The organism is Arthrobacter sp. P1_B9 (genome assembly GCF_056406495.1).
On the sequence record NZ_JBFUAA010000006.1, the window covers coordinates 149,871 to 165,527 of the forward strand.

At 69.4% G+C, this 15,657-nt stretch carries 13 protein-coding genes; all 13 read left to right on the forward strand.

What is annotated here, in order from left to right; all coding sequences use genetic code 11:
• The first annotated feature begins 36 nt into the window (after positions 1-36).
• On the forward strand, positions 37-636 hold the full coding sequence (gene pyrR, locus AC1D1A_RS10800; RefSeq protein WP_026537264.1) for a bifunctional pyr operon transcriptional regulator/uracil phosphoribosyltransferase PyrR: 600 nt from the start codon (positions 37-39) through the stop codon (positions 634-636).
• The gene (locus AC1D1A_RS10805) at positions 633-1,703 is read left to right on the forward strand and encodes an aspartate carbamoyltransferase catalytic subunit (protein WP_476947720.1); all 1,071 of its coding nucleotides are present in this window, start codon (positions 633-635) and stop codon (positions 1,701-1,703) included. Before pyrR ends, AC1D1A_RS10805 begins: the two co-directional genes overlap by 4 nt.
• Positions 1,703-3,091, forward strand: a complete 1,389-nt coding sequence (locus AC1D1A_RS10810; protein ID WP_223916683.1) for a dihydroorotase — start codon at positions 1,703-1,705, stop codon at positions 3,089-3,091. Before AC1D1A_RS10805 ends, AC1D1A_RS10810 begins: the two co-directional genes overlap by 1 nt.
• Positions 3,088-3,609 (forward strand): PH-like domain-containing protein, encoded by a 522-nt coding sequence (locus AC1D1A_RS10815; RefSeq protein WP_476849297.1) that lies wholly within the window; start codon positions 3,088-3,090, stop codon positions 3,607-3,609. Before AC1D1A_RS10810 ends, AC1D1A_RS10815 begins: the two co-directional genes overlap by 4 nt.
• A gap of 37 nt (positions 3,610-3,646) precedes the next feature.
• Positions 3,647-4,906, forward strand: a complete 1,260-nt coding sequence (carA, locus tag AC1D1A_RS10820; RefSeq protein WP_476857075.1) for a glutamine-hydrolyzing carbamoyl-phosphate synthase small subunit — start codon at positions 3,647-3,649, stop codon at positions 4,904-4,906.
• Positions 4,906-8,205: a carbamoyl-phosphate synthase large subunit gene (gene carB / locus AC1D1A_RS10825; RefSeq protein ID WP_459384934.1), complete on the forward strand. Its 3,300-nt coding sequence runs from the start codon at positions 4,906-4,908 to the stop codon at positions 8,203-8,205. The genes carA and carB overlap by 1 nt, the downstream gene beginning before the upstream one ends.
• Entirely contained in the window at positions 8,198-9,064 is an 867-nt protein-coding gene (gene pyrF, locus AC1D1A_RS10830; RefSeq protein WP_476872425.1) for an orotidine-5'-phosphate decarboxylase, read from the forward strand. Before carB ends, pyrF begins: the two co-directional genes overlap by 8 nt.
• 189 nt (positions 9,065-9,253) lie before the next feature.
• On the forward strand, positions 9,254-9,571 hold the full coding sequence (gene mihF / locus AC1D1A_RS10835) for an integration host factor, actinobacterial type (RefSeq protein ID WP_223916673.1): 318 nt from the start codon (positions 9,254-9,256) through the stop codon (positions 9,569-9,571).
• A 40-nt stretch (positions 9,572-9,611) separates the two neighbouring features.
• On the forward strand, positions 9,612-10,184 hold the full coding sequence (gene gmk / locus AC1D1A_RS10840; RefSeq protein WP_028276459.1) for a guanylate kinase: 573 nt from the start codon (positions 9,612-9,614) through the stop codon (positions 10,182-10,184).
• Between the two features lie 39 nt (positions 10,185-10,223).
• Positions 10,224-10,484 (forward strand): DNA-directed RNA polymerase subunit omega, encoded by a 261-nt coding sequence (gene rpoZ / locus AC1D1A_RS10845; protein ID WP_018773134.1) that lies wholly within the window; start codon positions 10,224-10,226, stop codon positions 10,482-10,484.
• Between the two features lie 52 nt (positions 10,485-10,536).
• Positions 10,537-11,865: a bifunctional phosphopantothenoylcysteine decarboxylase/phosphopantothenate synthase gene (locus AC1D1A_RS10850; protein WP_476872426.1), complete on the forward strand. Its 1,329-nt coding sequence runs from the start codon at positions 10,537-10,539 to the stop codon at positions 11,863-11,865.
• 77 nt (positions 11,866-11,942) lie between these two features.
• Complete coding sequence (metK, locus tag AC1D1A_RS10855; protein ID WP_028276457.1) at positions 11,943-13,178, forward strand: methionine adenosyltransferase; 1,236 nt, start codon at positions 11,943-11,945, stop codon at positions 13,176-13,178.
• 196 nt (positions 13,179-13,374) lie between these two features.
• Complete coding sequence (locus AC1D1A_RS10860) at positions 13,375-15,594, forward strand: primosomal protein N' (protein WP_476947721.1); 2,220 nt, start codon at positions 13,375-13,377, stop codon at positions 15,592-15,594.
• The last annotated feature ends 63 nt before the right edge of the window (positions 15,595-15,657 follow it).

A 15,657-nucleotide genomic window follows, 5' to 3' on the forward strand; every position in this document is an offset into this window, starting at 1 on the left:
TTCCGTCCCGTGAGGCGGGGAAAGGGGAGACGAGCTTTGACTTCCGTGCCTTCAGCACCGGGTCCGGCGCAGGTGGTGCTCACCCGGGTTGTCCTCAACCAGGCTGACATTGACCGCGCGCTCACTCGTATCGCCCATGAAATTCTTGAGGCCAACAAGGGCTCCCAGGACCTCGTCCTGCTGGGCATCCCGCGCCGGGGCTATCCCCTCGCCGTCCGCCTCGCCGCCAAGATCGCCGCCGCGGATCCCACCGTGGACGCCGCGGCCATTGTCGGCCAACTCGACGTCACGATGTTCCGCGACGACCTCTCGCACCAGCCCACCAGGCCGCCCTACCCCACCCAGCTGCCGCGCACGGGCATCGACAACAAAGTTGTGGTGCTGATCGACGACGTCCTCTATTCCGGGCGCACCATCCGGGCAGCACTGGACGCCATCATCGACCTCGGCCGGCCGCGGATTGTCCGCCTCGCCGTGCTGATCGACCGCGGCCATCGGGAACTGCCCATCCGCGCCGACCATGTCGGCAAGAACCTGCCTACCTCCTCATCGGAGAAGGTCCGGGTCCGGCTCGAGGAAACCGACTCGGTGGACGGCGCCCCCGTAAATGAGGTCGTCATCGAGGCCACCGCATGAGGCACCTGCTCTCCACCGAAGACCTGAGCCTGCACAACGCCATCCGCATCCTGGACACCGCCGAGGAAATGGCTGCGGTGGGGGATCGCGAGGTCAAAAAGCTCCCCGCCCTGCGGGGGCGCACCGTGGTCAACCTCTTCTTCGAGGACTCCACCCGCACCCGGATCTCCTTCGAAGCCGCCGCCAAGCGGCTCTCCGCCGACGTCATCAACTTCGCCGCGAAGGGCTCGTCCGTCTCCAAGGGCGAGTCGCTGAAGGACACCGCCCAGACGCTCGCCGCGATGGGCGCCGACGCCGTGGTCATCCGGCACTGGGCCTCCGGCGCCCCGCACCGGCTCGCCGCGACCGACTGGATCGACGCCGCCGTCATCAACGCCGGCGACGGCACCCACGAACACCCCACCCAGGCGCTGCTGGACGCGTTCACGATGCGCCGGCACTGGTCGAAGCTGGCCGGCACGCCCTCGGCCGGCGCCGACCTCAAAGGCATGCGCGTCGCCATCGCCGGTGACGTCCTGCACTCGCGCGTCGCGCGCTCCAACGTCTGGCTGCTGCGCACCCTCGGCGCCGAGGTCACCCTCGTCGCGCCGCCCACACTGCTCCCCATCGGCGTCGAAAAATGGCCGTGCGCCGTCAGCTTCGACCTCGACGAGACCCTCGCGCAAGGCGTGGACGCCATGATGATGCTCCGCGTCCAGGGCGAACGGATGAATGCCTCCTTCTTCCCCACCACCCGCGAATACTCGCGGCGCTGGGGCTTCGACGACAACCGGCTCCGTGCCCTCGACAGCCTGGGGCTCAAGGACACCATCATCATGCACCCCGGTCCCATGAACCGCGGGCTGGAAATCTCCGCGGCCGCGGCCGACTCGCCCCGCTCCACCGTGCTGGCGCAGGTACGCAACGGCGTCTCGGTCCGGATGGCGGCACTGTACCTGCTCCTGTCCGGGGAGAACCGCGAGCCGGCCGCCGCACCAGTTTCTGCCACTGCGTCTGCCTCTGCGGCCGCGTCCGCGGCGCACGCCGCCATTCCGAACCTCACTTATTCCCACCAGGAGAGCCACTGATGGCCGATCAGCACCAGAACGCAGACAACAACGGCGCCTACCTCATCCGGGGGGCCTCGATCCTGGGCGGAGCAGCCGAGGACCTCCTGATCCGGGACGGCGTGATCGCCGCCCGCGGCCGTCAGCTGGACGCCGAAGGCGCCGGGGTGCGGGACGCAACAGTAATCGACGCCGCGGGCCTTGTCGCGCTCCCGGGCATGGTGGACATCCACACCCACCTGCGCGAACCCGGCCGCGAAGACGCCGAAACCGTCGAAACCGGCACCCGCGCCGCCGCCCTGGGCGGCTACACGGCCGTGCACGCCATGGCCAACAGCACCCCGGTGGCGGACACCGCCGGCGTCGTGGAGCAAGTCCTCACCCTTGGCCGGACCGCCGGCTGGGTGGACGTCCGCCCGGTGGGAGCAGTCACCGTGGGCCTCGCGGGGGAGCAGCTCGCCGAGCTCGGCGCCATGGCCGACTCCCGCGCCCACGTCCGCGTGTTCTCCGACGACGGCATCTGCGTCCACGATCCGGTGCTGATGCGCCGCGCGCTCGAATACGTCAAGGCGTTCGACGGCGTCGTGGCCCAGCACGCGCAGGAACCCCGACTCACCGCCGGCGCCCAGATGAACGAGGGCGAGGTCTCCGCCGTCCTCGGCCTGGCCGGCTGGCCGGCCGTCGCCGAAGAGAGCATCATCGCCCGGGACGTGCTGCTGGCCCAGCACGTCGGGTCCCGCCTCCACGTCTGCCACGTCTCCACGGCCGGGTCCGTGGAGATCATCCGCTGGGCCAAGTCCCGCGGCGTCAACGTCACGGCCGAGGTCACCCCGCACCACCTCTGGCTCACGGATGAGCTCGCCCGCAGCTACGACCCCGTCTACAAGGTCAACCCGCCGCTGCGCACGGACGCCGATGTCCAGGCCCTCCGGGCCGCCCTGGCCGATGGCACGATCGACGTCGTCGGCACCGACCACGCCCCGCACCCGAGCGAACACAAGGAATGCGAGTGGGCGCAGGCGGCCATGGGCATGACCGGGCTGGAAACCGCGCTCTCCGTGGTCCAGCACACCATGATCGAAACAGGCCTGATGGGCTGGGAGGATTTTGCCCGCGTGACCTCCACGGCGCCGGCCGCCATCGGCCGGGTCCAGGACCAGGGCCGCCCGCTCGAGGCCGGGGAGCCTGCCAACGTCATACTCGTGGACCCGGCTGCGCGCTGGACCGTGGACCCTTCTAAGATGGCAACCATGGGCCGTAACTCTCCGTTTGCCGGCCGGGAACTGCCGGGGAAGGTAGTGGCGACGTTCTTCAAGGGCCACCCGACCGTTCTCGACGGAAAACTCAACACCCCGTACCGGTGGCCGGCCGAAGCGCTCGACGCAGGACCGGCGGGCCGCCGCCCGTGAGTGTCAAGGACCTCTCCCTGCTCTTCACGCTCGTCCTGATTGGCGTCGCGCTTGCCCTCATCGCCGTCGGCTGGCGTAACCGCCTGCGCCGCCAGTCCGACGTCGAGCCCCTCCCCGAGGTTCCCGCCGAACTCGGCGCCCCGCTGGCCGCCGCCGACGGCCAGTACGTCGCCTCCACCACCGCCGGCGACTGGCTGGACCGGATCGCCGTGCACAATCTGGGCATCCGCACCAACGCCAAGCTCTCCGTGCACCCCGAAGGCGTGCTGTTCGAGCGCGCGGGCGCCGGCCCGGTGTTCATCCCGGCCGGATGCCTGACCGGTGTGCGGCAGGAAAGCGGCATGGCCGGAAAGTTCGTGGAAAAGGACGGCCTGCTGGTGCTCAGCTGGATGCTCGGTTCCCACGAACTCGACACCGGCTACCGGACGCGCCGCGCCGAGGACAAAGCCGTGCTCCTCACCACCCTCCAAGATTTGATCTCCGCAGCCCCTCAGGCAGAAGCCGATAGTGGAAAGTAACGACGTGACGGAATCCAACGAAGTGACAGAAACAGCAGTGTCAGAGAAAACAGTGACAGAAGAATCAGTGCCAGCTAACCCCACTGCACCCGCAGCAGCATCCACCCCCGCGGTCCTCGTGCTCGAGGACGGCCGGATTTTCCGCGGCACCAGCTACGGCGCCACCGGAACGGCCCTCGGCGAGGCAGTCTTCGCGACCGGCATGACCGGCTACCAGGAGACCATCACCGACCCCTCCTACGCCCGCCAGCTCGTGGTCCAGACCGCGCCGCACATTGGCAACACCGGCGTCAACACCGACGACGCCGAGTCCCGCCGCATCTGGGTGGCCGGCTACATCGTCCGCGACGCCGCGCGCCGGCCCTCCAACTGGCGTTCCGAACGCCCCCTCGACGACGAGCTCGTCGAGCAGGGGATCGTCGGCATCCAGGGCGTCGACACCCGCGCCATCACCCGCCACCTGCGCGAACACAAGACCATGCGCGCCGGCATCTTCTCCGGTGACGCCGCCCGCGCCACGGACAAGGAACTCGTCGACGCTGTCCTGGCCAGCGCGCCGATGGAAGGCTCACGGCTCGCCGAGGAAGTCAGCGTGGACGCCGCCTACACGGTGGAGCCCAAGGACTTCGGCTGGGACGGCGAGCCGCGGTTCAGCATCGCCGCCATCGATTTGGGCATCAAGCGCATGACCCCCGTACGGTTCGCCGAGCGCGGGGTCCGGGTGCACGTGCTGCCCGCCACGGCAACCCTCGCCGACGTCCAGGCCGTCAACCCGGACGGCTTCTTCATGTCCAACGGCCCCGGCGACCCCGCCACCGCGGACAACCAGGTGGCGCTGCTGCGCTCCGTGCTCGATGAGAAGATCCCGTACTTCGGCATCTGCTTCGGCAACCAGATCCTCGGCCGGGCTCTCGGGTTCGGCACCTACAAGCTCCGCTACGGCCACCGCGGCCTGAACCAGCCCGTGATGGACCGCCGCACCGGCAAGGTCGAAATCACTTCGCAGAACCACGGCTTCGCCGTCGACGCCCCGCTCAACGGCGCCACCCAGGCCCCCGAGGAGCGCTTCGGCCGGGTCGAGGTCAGCCACGTGAGCCTCAACGACGACGTCGTCGAGGGGCTGTCCTGCCTCGACATTCCGGCCTTCTCCGTGCAGTACCACCCCGAAGCGGCCGCCGGCCCGCACGACGCCGCCTACCTCTTCGACCGCTTCATCGAGCTGATGGCGGACGCTTCTTCAAAGACAGAGACCGGCACAAAGACTGCCACCGATTCCAAGACTGGGGACACGAAGTAATGCCCAAGAGAACTGACCTCAAGAGCGTCATGGTCATCGGGTCCGGCCCGATCGTGATCGGCCAGGCGGCCGAATTCGATTACTCCGGCACCCAGGCGCTGCGCGTCCTCAAGGAGGAAGGCCTGCGGGTCATCCTCGTCAACTCCAACCCGGCCACCATCATGACGGACCCCGAGTTCGCGGACGCGACCTACATCGAGCCGATCACCCCCGAAGTGGTGGAGAAAATCATCGCCAAGGAGCGCCCCGACGCGCTCCTGCCGACCCTCGGCGGCCAGACGGCGCTCAACACGGCCATCGCGCTGGACAAGAACGGCGTCCTGGAGAAGTACAACGTCGAGCTGATCGGCGCCAATATCGCCGCGATTGAGCTGGGCGAGGACCGCGAGAAGTTCAAGGGCGTCGTCGAGCGCTGCGGCGCCGAGTCGGCCCGCAGCCACATCATCCACACCATGGACGAGGCACTCGCCGCGGCCGGTGACCTCGGTTACCCGATGGTCGTCCGGCCCTCCTTCACCATGGGCGGCCTGGGCTCCGGGCTGGCCTACGACGAGGGGGACCTGCGCCGGATTGTCGGCCAGGGCCTGCAGTACAGCCCCACGTCCGAGGTGCTGCTCGAAGAGAGCATCCTCGGCTGGAAGGAGTACGAGCTCGAGATGATGCGGGACAAGAACGACAACGTCGTGGTGGTCTGCTCCATCGAGAACTTCGATCCGGTCGGCGTGCACACCGGCGACTCGATCACCGTCGCCCCGGCGCTGACCCTGACGGACCGCGAATACCAGCGGCTGCGCGACATCTCCATCGCGGTCATCCGCGAGGTCGGCGTCGACACCGGCGGCTGCAACATCCAGTTCGCCGTCGAGCCGGACACCGGCCGCGTCGTCGTGATCGAAATGAACCCCCGCGTCTCCCGTTCCTCCGCCCTCGCGTCCAAGGCCACCGGCTTCGCGATCGCCAAGATCGCCACGAAGCTGTCCCTCGGCTACACCCTGGACGAGATCCCGAACGACATCACCCAGAAGACCCCGGCGTCCTTCGAACCGACCCTGGACTACGTGGTGGTGAAGGTCCCGCGCTTCGCCTTCGAGAAGTTCCCGGCGGCGGACCCCACCCTGACCACCACCATGAAGTCGGTGGGCGAGGCCATGGCCATGGGCCGGAACTTCACCGAGGCCCTGCAGAAGGCCTTGCGCTCCCTGGAGCAGAAGGGCTCCCAGCTGGACTTCAGCCACGTCCCGGAATGGGAAGTCGCGGAGCTGATCGAGAAGGCCAAGCGCCCCACCACCGAGCGCCTGCACCAGGTGCAGCGCGCCATGCTCGGCGGCGCCACCGTGGAACAGCTCTTCGAGGCGACCAAGATCGACCCCTGGTACCTGGACCAGCTCCAGCTGCTCAACGAGATCTCGCTCGAAATCCGCCAGGCCGCGGCGCTGACGCCGGAGATGCTGACCCGCGCCAAGCGCCACGGCTTCTCCGACGAACAGATCGGTGCGCTGACCCACAACTCCGAGGACGTCGTCCGCGGGGTCCGGCAGGCCCTGGGCATCCGTCCCGTCTACAAGACCGTGGACACCTGCGCGGCCGAGTTCGCCGCCTACACCCCGTACCACTACTCCTCCTATGACGAGGAGGACGAGGTTGCGCTGCACGCCAAGCCGTCCATCATCATCCTCGGGTCCGGCCCCAACCGGATCGGCCAGGGCATCGAGTTCGACTACTCCTGCGTGCACGCCTCGATGGCGCTGCGCAAGGCCGGCTACGAGACCGTGATGGTCAACTGCAACCCGGAAACCGTCTCCACCGACTACGACGTCTCCACCCGGCTCTACTTCGAGCCGCTCACCCTGGAGGACGTCCTCGAGGTCATCGCGGCCGAGGAGCGCACCGGCGGGGTCATGGGCGTCTTCGTCCAGCTCGGCGGCCAGACCCCGCTCAAGCTCGCCCAGCAGCTCGCCGACGCCGGCGTGCCGATCCTCGGCACCTCGCCGGAGGCCATCGACCTGGCCGAACACCGCGGCGCCTTCTCCCGCGTCCTCGACAAGGCCGGGCTCGTCTCGCCGAAGAACGGCACCGCCGTGTCCTTCGAGGACGCCAAGAAGATCGCCGACGAGATCGGCTACCCGGTCCTGGTCCGGCCCTCCTACGTCCTCGGCGGACGCGGCATGGAGATCGTCTACGACGAGCCCAACCTCTCCCGCTACATCGCCAACGCCACCGAGATCACCCCCGACCACCCGGTCCTGATCGACCGCTTCCTCGAGGACGCCGTCGAGATCGACGTCGATGCCCTCTACGACGGCACGGAGATGTACCTCGGCGGCATCATGGAACACATCGAGGAGGCCGGCATCCACTCCGGCGACTCGGCCTGCGTCCTGCCGCCCATCACCCTGGGCGGCAACGTACTGGAACGGGTGCGCACCGCCACCTTGGCGATCGCCGAGGGCGTGGGCGTCCGCGGCCTGATCAACATCCAGTTCGCCCTGGCCTCCGACGTGCTCTACGTCCTCGAAGCCAACCCGCGCGCGTCCCGCACCGTCCCGTTCGTCTCCAAGGCCACGGGTGTCCAGATGGCGAAAGCCGCGGCCCTGATCGGCACCGGCGTCACCATCAACCAGCTCCGCAGCGCCTACAAGATGCTGCCGGAGAGCGGCGACGGCTCCACCCTGCCGCTGGACGCGCCGGTCTCGGTCAAGGAAGCCGTGCTGCCGTTCAGCCGCTTCCGCACCCCGGAGGGCAAGGTGGTGGACTCCCTGCTCGGCCCGGAAATGCGCTCCACGGGCGAGGTCATGGGCATCGACAAGCACTTCGACACGGCCTTCGCCAAGAGCCAGGCGGCCGCGAACAACGCCCTGCCCACCGAGGGCAAGATCTTCGTCTCGGTGGCCAACCGGGACAAGCGCTCGGTCATCATGGGCGTCAAGCGGCTCTCGGACCTCGGCTTCGAGATCGTCTCCACCGGCGGCACAGCCGACGTGCTCCGCCGCAACGGGATCCAGGCCACCCCGGTCCGGAAGGTCGCCGAAGGTTCCAGCGCCGAAGGCGAAGGCACCATCGCCGACCTCATCATCGCCGGCGAGATCGACATGGTCTTCAACACCCCCTCCGGCGGCGAGGCCCGCAGCGACGGCTACGAACTCCGTGCCGCCGCGACCTCGATCGGGATCCCGTGCATCACCACCGTGGCCGAGTTCAACGCCGCCGTCCAGGCCATCGAGGCGCTGCGCACCTACGAATGGTCGGTCACGAGCCTGCAGGAACACGCCGCGAACCTGAAGGCGCTCCAGGATGCCTGAGGCATCCACCGCCCCGGCGGCCGGCCGGGAGACTTTCGGCTCCCGGCTGGGGCGGGCCATGGCGGACCGCGGCCCGCTGTGCGTCGGCATCGACCCGCACCCGGCGCTGCTGCAGCGCTGGGGGCTCACTGACGACGCCGCCGGGCTGGAACGCTTCTCGCTGACCGTGCTGGAGGCAGTGGGCTCCCTCGCTGCCGCGGTGAAACCGCAGGTGGCCCTGTACGAGCGCCACGGATCGGCTGGAATCGCCGTGCTCGAACGCACCCTGGCCGCGGCGGCGGAAGCGTCCGTGCTGACCATCGCGGACGCCAAACGCGGCGACATCGGCTCCACCATGGCCGCCTACGCGGATGCCTGGCTGCGGGACGGCTCGGCCCTGGCCGCGGATTCGGTGACGTTGAGCCCGTACCTGGGCTTTGAGTCGCTCCGGCCCGCCCTGGACCTGGCGGCCGGGACCGGCCGCGGGGTGTTCGTCCTCGCGCTGACTTCGAACCCGGAGGGCGCCTCGGTCCAGCACGTCGGCGGGGGCGATTCCGTCGCGCGGCGGATCACGGAAGCGGCCGCGGTGGAGAACCAGCGCTATGACGGTTCGCTCGGTTCCGTGGGCCTGGTGGTCGGTGCCACGGTGGGCTCGGCCCTTTCCGCACTGGATATCGATCTGGCGGCGGTCCGCGGGCCGATCCTGGCCCCGGGGCTGGGCGCTCAGGGCGCCACGGCCGCGGACCTGCGCCGCACGTTCGGTGCGGCCTATCCCCAGGTCCTGGGGACCTCGAGCCGGGAGATTCTCGGCGCCGGACCGCAGCTGCAGTCCCTCCGGGATGCCGCGCGGCGCACCCTCGACGAACTCCTCGCGGCTTAGCGGCAGCCGCCTCGCCGGCCCGGGACCGGAGCTGCCGGACCCGGGCCGGGGGCCGTCCCGTTCGGAATTGTGCTTTTCCCGTTCCCGAACTGGCCGGCGCGCAGATTTCCATTGATTTCTGCCGCCGCCTGACGGTAGGTTCGGGGCAAGGGCATGAGTGCCCCGTCCCGCCATGCAGGGAGGCCTTCCGTGAGTTTGAGACCACTCACTCCTCAGGAGCGTTCCGACGCCCTTCGCAAGGCCGCTGCCGCAAGGGCCACCAGGGCCGAGGCAAAGGAGCGGCTCAAGACGGGCGAGCTGACCATCGCCAATGTCATCAGTGCCGCCGAATCCGACGACGCCATTGCCCGCATGAGAATCGTGGAGCTGCTCGAGGCCCTGCCCGGGATCGGCCGGGTCCGGGCGGCGGCCATCATGGACCAGCTCGGCATCGCACAATCCCGACGGGTCCGCGGCCTGGGAATCCACCAGCGCCGGGCGCTGGTAGATTTTATTGACGACAAGTAGCCCGGTCCGCCGAGCTGCCCACCACCGCCCAAAGGAATATGTGAGCAAGAAACCGGGACTGACAGTCCTCGCCGGCCCGACGGCTGTTGGCAAAGGCACCGTGTCCACCTACATCCGGGACAACTACCCCGGAGTCTGGCTCTCCGTGTCGGCCACCACGCGCCCGCCGCGGCCGGGGGAGCAGGACGGGATCCACTACTTCTTCAAATCGGCCGAGGAATTCGATTCCCTGGTCGAAAACGGCGAATTGCTCGAGTGGGCCGTCGTCCACGGCCGGAACCGCTACGGCACGCTGCGCAGCACGGTTGACGCCGCCATTGCCGAGGGCCGCTCGGTGCTGCTGGAGATCGATCTGCAGGGCGCCCGGCAGGTCAAGCAGGCCGTCCCGGATGCCCAGTTTGTGTTCCTGGCGCCCCCGAGCTGGGACGAAATGGTCCGCCGGCTGGTCGGCCGCGGCACGGAAAGCGCCGAAGAACAGCAGCAGAGGCTGGAAACCGCTAAACTAGAACTTGCCGCTGAACCGGAGTTCGACCACACCGTCATCAATGATGACGTTCGTCGGGCAGCGGACGAGCTTGTTTCACTCATGGGGCTGACCCCGAACCCGCGCTAGGCGCCGGGACGTACCGGCCCGTTAGAATTTGGAGAATTCGTGTCCACGAACCTTGAAGGCATCATCAACCCGCCGATCGACGAGCTGCTGAAGGCCGCCGACTCGAAGTACGGACTGGTGATTTTTGGTGCCAAGCGCGCACGCCAGATCAACGCGTACTACGCCCAGCTGCATGAGGGCCTGTTTGAGTACGTTGGCCCGCTGGTCGACACCAAGCTGAACGAGAAGTCCCTGTCGATCGCCCTGCGCGAGATCAACGAAGGCAAGCTCGTCTCCACGCCGATCGAAACCGCAGAGTAATTCCCCCCGCGGGAAGAGCCAAGTAAACAGACTGCCTGCTGACGGAGATCACGTGCGCATAGTCCTCGGAGTCGGGGGAGGGATTGCCGCCTACAAGGTGGCATCGCTCCTCCGGCTTTTTACTGAAGCCGGGCATGACGTCACGGTCATCCCCACCGAGGCGGCCACCCGCTTCGTCGGCGTCGCGACGTGGGAGGCCCTGTCCGGGCACCCGGTGAGCAACAGCGTGTTCGACGCCGTCCACACGGTCAACCATGTCCGGCTCGGCCACGAGGCCGAACTGATCGTCGTGGCCCCGGCCACGGCCGATCTCCTGGCCCGCGCGGCCACCGGCCAGGCCGATGACCTCCTCACCAACACCCTGCTGATGGCCGGCGACTGCCCGGTGCTCATGGCCCCGGCCATGCACACCGAAATGTGGCAACACCCCGCGACCCAGGCCAACGTCGAAACGTTGCGCAGCCGCGGCGTCACCGTGCTGGAACCCGCGAGCGGGCGGCTGACCGGCGCCGACTCCGGTCCCGGCCGCCTGCCCGAGCCGGAGGCGATCTTCACCGCCGCCATGGCCCTCGCCGGCGCCGAAGCGGCCGCCGCCAACGCTTCCGCAACTTCCGCGGCGATGCCGGCCGTTGACCCGGACGTGGCCACTGCCCTGGCCGCCGCGCCTGCAACGGTGCAGCCGGCGGTTACGCCGTTGGCCGGACTGACGGTGACCATCAGTGCCGGCGGCACCCGGGAACCGCTGGACCCCGTGCGGTTCCTCGGCAACCGCTCCTCCGGCAAGCAGGGCGTGGCCTTGGCCGCCGCGGCCCGCGAGGCCGGAGCCCGCGTCCGCCTGCTGGCCGCCCACATGGAAGTCCCGGCGCCCGCCGGCGTCGAAATCGTCCAGGTCGAAACGGCCCTGGAACTGCGGGAGGCGGCGCTGCACGCGGCCGCCGACTCCGACGTCGTCATCATGGCCGCCGCGGTCGCGGACTTCCGGCCGGCGGACGTCGCCGGGACCAAGATCAAGAAGCGCGACGACGTCGCCGATCCCGTGATCAACCTGGTGCGCAACCCCGACATCCTGCGCGAACTCGTCGAGGTCCGCGACGCCGCGTCCCGGAATCAGCTGATCGTCGGCTTCGCCGCCGAGACGGGCGATGCCGGCGGCGATGTCCTGGACTATGCCCGGGCCAAGCTGCACCGGAAAGCCTGCGACCTGCTGGTCGTCAACCAGGTGGGCCGGGACTTGGTCTTTGGCGAGGACACGAACACAGTAGTCATCCTTTCCCGTGACGGCTCCGAACCCCAAGAGGCGTCGGGTTCCAAATCCGACGTCGCGGCTGCCGTGATCGACCGGATCAGCGCCGAGCTGAGCCGGGCTGTACCGCCGGCGTAGCCCGGCGTAACCAACATCTCCTTAGCACGGGGACACACGCCGCCGGACGTCCGTTATCCAACCAGTAAGGTAGTTGAGTGACTTTACCGCTGCACATCCCCGCCTTCCACGGGTCCACGCCCGCCGCGCTCCGGCTCTTCACGTCCGAGTCGGTGACGGAGGGCCACCCCGACAAGATCTGTGACCAGATCAGCGATGCGATCCTCGACGCACTGCTCGACAAAGACCCCGAGTCCCGGGTAGCCGTGGAGACGCTGGCCACCACCGGGCTGGTCCACGTCGCGGGCGAGGTCACCACCGATGCCTATGTCGAGATTCCGCAGATTGTCCGGGAGACCATCCTGGGCATCGGGTACGATTCTTCGGCCAACGGCTTCGACGGCGCCCGGTGCGGCGTCTCGGTATCCATCGGCCAGCAGTCCAACGACATCGCCGGCGGCGTGTTCAACTCCCTCGAAGCGCGTGAGGGCCGCCAGGAGGACGACTACGACCTCCAGGGAGCCGGCGACCAGGGACTCATGTTCGGCTACGCCAGCGACGAAACGCCGTCCTACATGCCCGTGCCGATCTGGCTCGCGCACCGGCTCTCCGAGCGCCTGACCGAGGTCCGCAAGAACGGCGAACTCGCCTACCTGCGCCCGGACGGCAAGACCCAGGTCACCGTGGGCTACGACGGCGACCGCCCGGTCTCAGTCGAAACTGTCGTCATCTCCAGCCAGCACGCCGAAGGCACCAGCCTGGACCAGCTCCGGGCCGACCTCGCCGAGCACGTGGTGGGGCCGGTCATGGCACTGTCCAACCTGGACACCTCACGGACCCGCAACATCCTCAACCCCGCAGGCGCCTTTGTGATTGGCGGCCCGGTAGGCGACGCCGGCCTCACCGGCCGCAAGATCATCGTCGACACCTACGGCGGCATGGCCCGCCACGGCGGCGGCGCGTTCTCCGGCAAGGACCCGTCGAAGGTGGACCGTTCGGCCGCCTACGCCATGCGCTGGGTCGCCAAGAACGTGGTGGCCGCCGGCCTCGCCAAGCGCGCCGAAATCCAGATCGCCTACGCGATCGGCCAGGCCCGCCCGGTGGGAACCTACGTTGAGACATTCGGAACCGAAACCGTGGACCCGGCCCGCATCAGCGCCGCGATCGCCGAGATCTTCGACCTGCGCCCGCGGGCCATCATCGACGCCCTCGACCTCAAGCGCCCGATCTACGCCAAGACCGCCGCCCACGGACACTTCGGCCGCGAAGACCCGGACTTCACCTGGGAACGCCTGGACCGGGTGGACGAGCTGAAAGCGTTCTTCAACGCCTAAGGCCCGGCCAAACCGTCCAAAGCCGCCGCGACGGTGTGTTTTGACAGTGAGTTTGTCAGTCCTGCGTGATGTGCTGTAGCCAGGCCGCCCTCCGGTGGCCTGGCTACAGTGCATTTGGGAATACAGTGCATTTCGGAAGACAGCGCATTTCGGAAACAGTGCATGTGTCGAACGATCCTCAGGGGAGGTGCGAGCCGTGAGTCCCATTCCTGCCGGCGGCGCGCCCGGTGAACCCCAGCAGCTGTCCCTGCTCCAGGGTTTTCCAGCCTCCGCCGCGGAAGCGTCCGGGCCGGCCCTTGCGGCCCACCTGCCAGTGGCGCGGGTGCTCATCGAGTCCTCGCTGCCCCACCTGGACAGGCCTTTCGACTACAGCGTCCCCGCCGCCCTCGACGCCGACGCCATGCCCGGAGTCCGGGTCAAGGTCAAATTCAACGGGCAGGAACTGGCCGGATACCTGCTGGAGCGCACCGCCGGATCCGACGCCGGCCACCCCCTGGTGCCGCTGCACAAGGTGCTCTCCGCCGTCCCGGTCCTGACCCCCGCAGTGGCCGAGCTCGCCGGCCGGATCGCCTCGCGCTACGCCGGAACGGTCAGCGATGTCCTGCGCGTGGCCGTGCCGCCGCGCATGGCCAAGCTGGAAAAGGAATTCGCCCCGGACGGCCGGCTCGATCCCGCGCTGTTCGGCACTGAGACGTTCGGTCTGGCGACCGACGTGTCGCTTCCGTCGCCGGCCGCCGGCAGCATCTGGACCCGGTACCGCAACGGTGCGGCATTCCTCGGCCACCTCGCCGCGGGGGAGTCGCCCCGGGCCGTCCTGACCGCCCTGCAGGGGTACGGGCCCGCCGGCTGGCCGCGGATGATCGCCGAAGCCGTGGCCGCAGTGCGGATCTCCGGCCGCGGCGCCGTCGTCGTGGTGCCCGACTACCGGGACCTTGACCGCGTGGAATCTGCCTTGCTGGAACTGCTTCCCGCCGGCGACGTCGCCCGGCTCACCGCGGACGACGGCCAGACGCCGCGCTACCGCAGCTTCCTGCGCGTGCTCAGCGGCGCCGCCGGGGTCGCCGTGGGCACGCGGTCCGCGGCCTACGCGCCGGTGCCGAACCTCGGGCTCGTCATCTGCTGGGACGACGGCGACGACCTCCACATCGAACAGCGCTCCCCGTACGCGCACACCCGCGAAGTCCTCCTGCTCCGGGCGGCCCAGGAGGGGGCCGCGTGCCTGCTCGCGGCCCATTCGCGCAGCACCGAAACGGAGCGGCTGGTCGCCTCCGGCTGGGCCCAGGCCGTGGAAGCGGACCGGGCCGTCGCGCGGCGGACAGTCCCGCGGGTCCTGAACACGGCCGACAGCTACGAACTCGAGCATGACCCGCTCGCCCGGATCGCCCGGCTCCCCGGCGCGGCCTGGCGGGCCGCCAAGGAAGGCCTGGAACGGGGTCCGGTCCTGGTCCAGGTGGCCCGCGCCGGCTACGCCCCCTCGCTGGTGTGCGACACCTGCCGGGAACCGGCCCGCTGCACCGCCTGCAGCGGCCCGCTGGCGATCGCCGGTCCGGGCGGGAGCAGCGCCGTGCCGCAATGCCGCTGGTGCTCGGCCCCGGCCCCGGCCTGGCGCTGCGGCACGTGCAACGGCGCCAGGCTAAGGCGCGGCGCCACGGGAGCCCTCCGCACCGCGGAGGAGCTGGGCCGGGCGTTTCCGGGAAAACCGGTCATCACCTCCTCCGGGGACCAGATCAAGGCCACCGTTGCGGAGACCGCGGCCCTGGTGGTGGCCACCGTCGGCGCCGAACCCGTGGCCTTCGGCGGGTACGCCGCGGCCCTGCTGCTCGACGGCGATTCGCTGCTGCGCCGGGAAAACCTGAGGGCGGGGGAGGACGCGGTCCGCCGCTGGTTCAACGCCGCGGCCCTGGTGCGGCCCGCTTCGGAGGGCGGCCTGGTGGTCATCACGGCCGACGACGCCGCCGGGGTTGGCGCCCTGCTGCGCTGGGATCCCGCCGGGTACGCCAGCCGGGAACTGGCACTGCGGCAGGAGCTGCAGCTGCCGCCCGCCGTGCGGGTCGCTTCCGTCACCGGCGGCAGGACCGCCGTCGGCCATTTCACGGATGCCATCCAGCAGCGGCTGGCGGCGCAGGGAACCGTCCTCCGGACGGCCGGGCCCGCGCCGGTCATTCTGCCGGCGGCCGCGGGGGCAGGCCGCACGCCGCCGCAGGATGCTGCGACGCGGGATACTGTGCCCCGGGATGCTGTGCCCCGGAATGCTGTGCCCCGGGACTCCGGCCAGGAGGTCCGGACCCTGCTGTTCATCCCCTACGCCCAGGCCGCGGCTGCCACGGCCGTCATGCGGGCCGTCAAGGCGGCGGCCGCAGCCAAGCGCAGCGACGACCCGGTGCAACTGCGCCTGGACGGCGTCGACGTCCTCTAGGACCCTCCATTGCGTCCCCGCGGATCACATGGCCCCACCGGCACGGCGGTCCCTCTATTCAAA

Excerpts from the sequence above, each read along its gene's own strand:
- carB (WP_459384934.1), top strand. The coding sequence starts at position 4,906 with ATGCCCAAGAGAACTGACCTCAAGAGCGTCATGGTCATCGGGTCCGGC.
- AC1D1A_RS10810 (WP_223916683.1), top strand. The coding sequence starts at position 1,703 with ATGGCCGATCAGCACCAGAACGCAGACAACAACGGCGCCTACCTCATC.
- pyrF (WP_476872425.1), top strand. The coding sequence starts at position 8,198 with ATGCCTGAGGCATCCACCGCCCCGGCGGCCGGCCGGGAGACTTTCGGC.
- AC1D1A_RS10805 (WP_476947720.1), top strand. The coding sequence starts at position 633 with ATGAGGCACCTGCTCTCCACCGAAGACCTGAGCCTGCACAACGCCATC.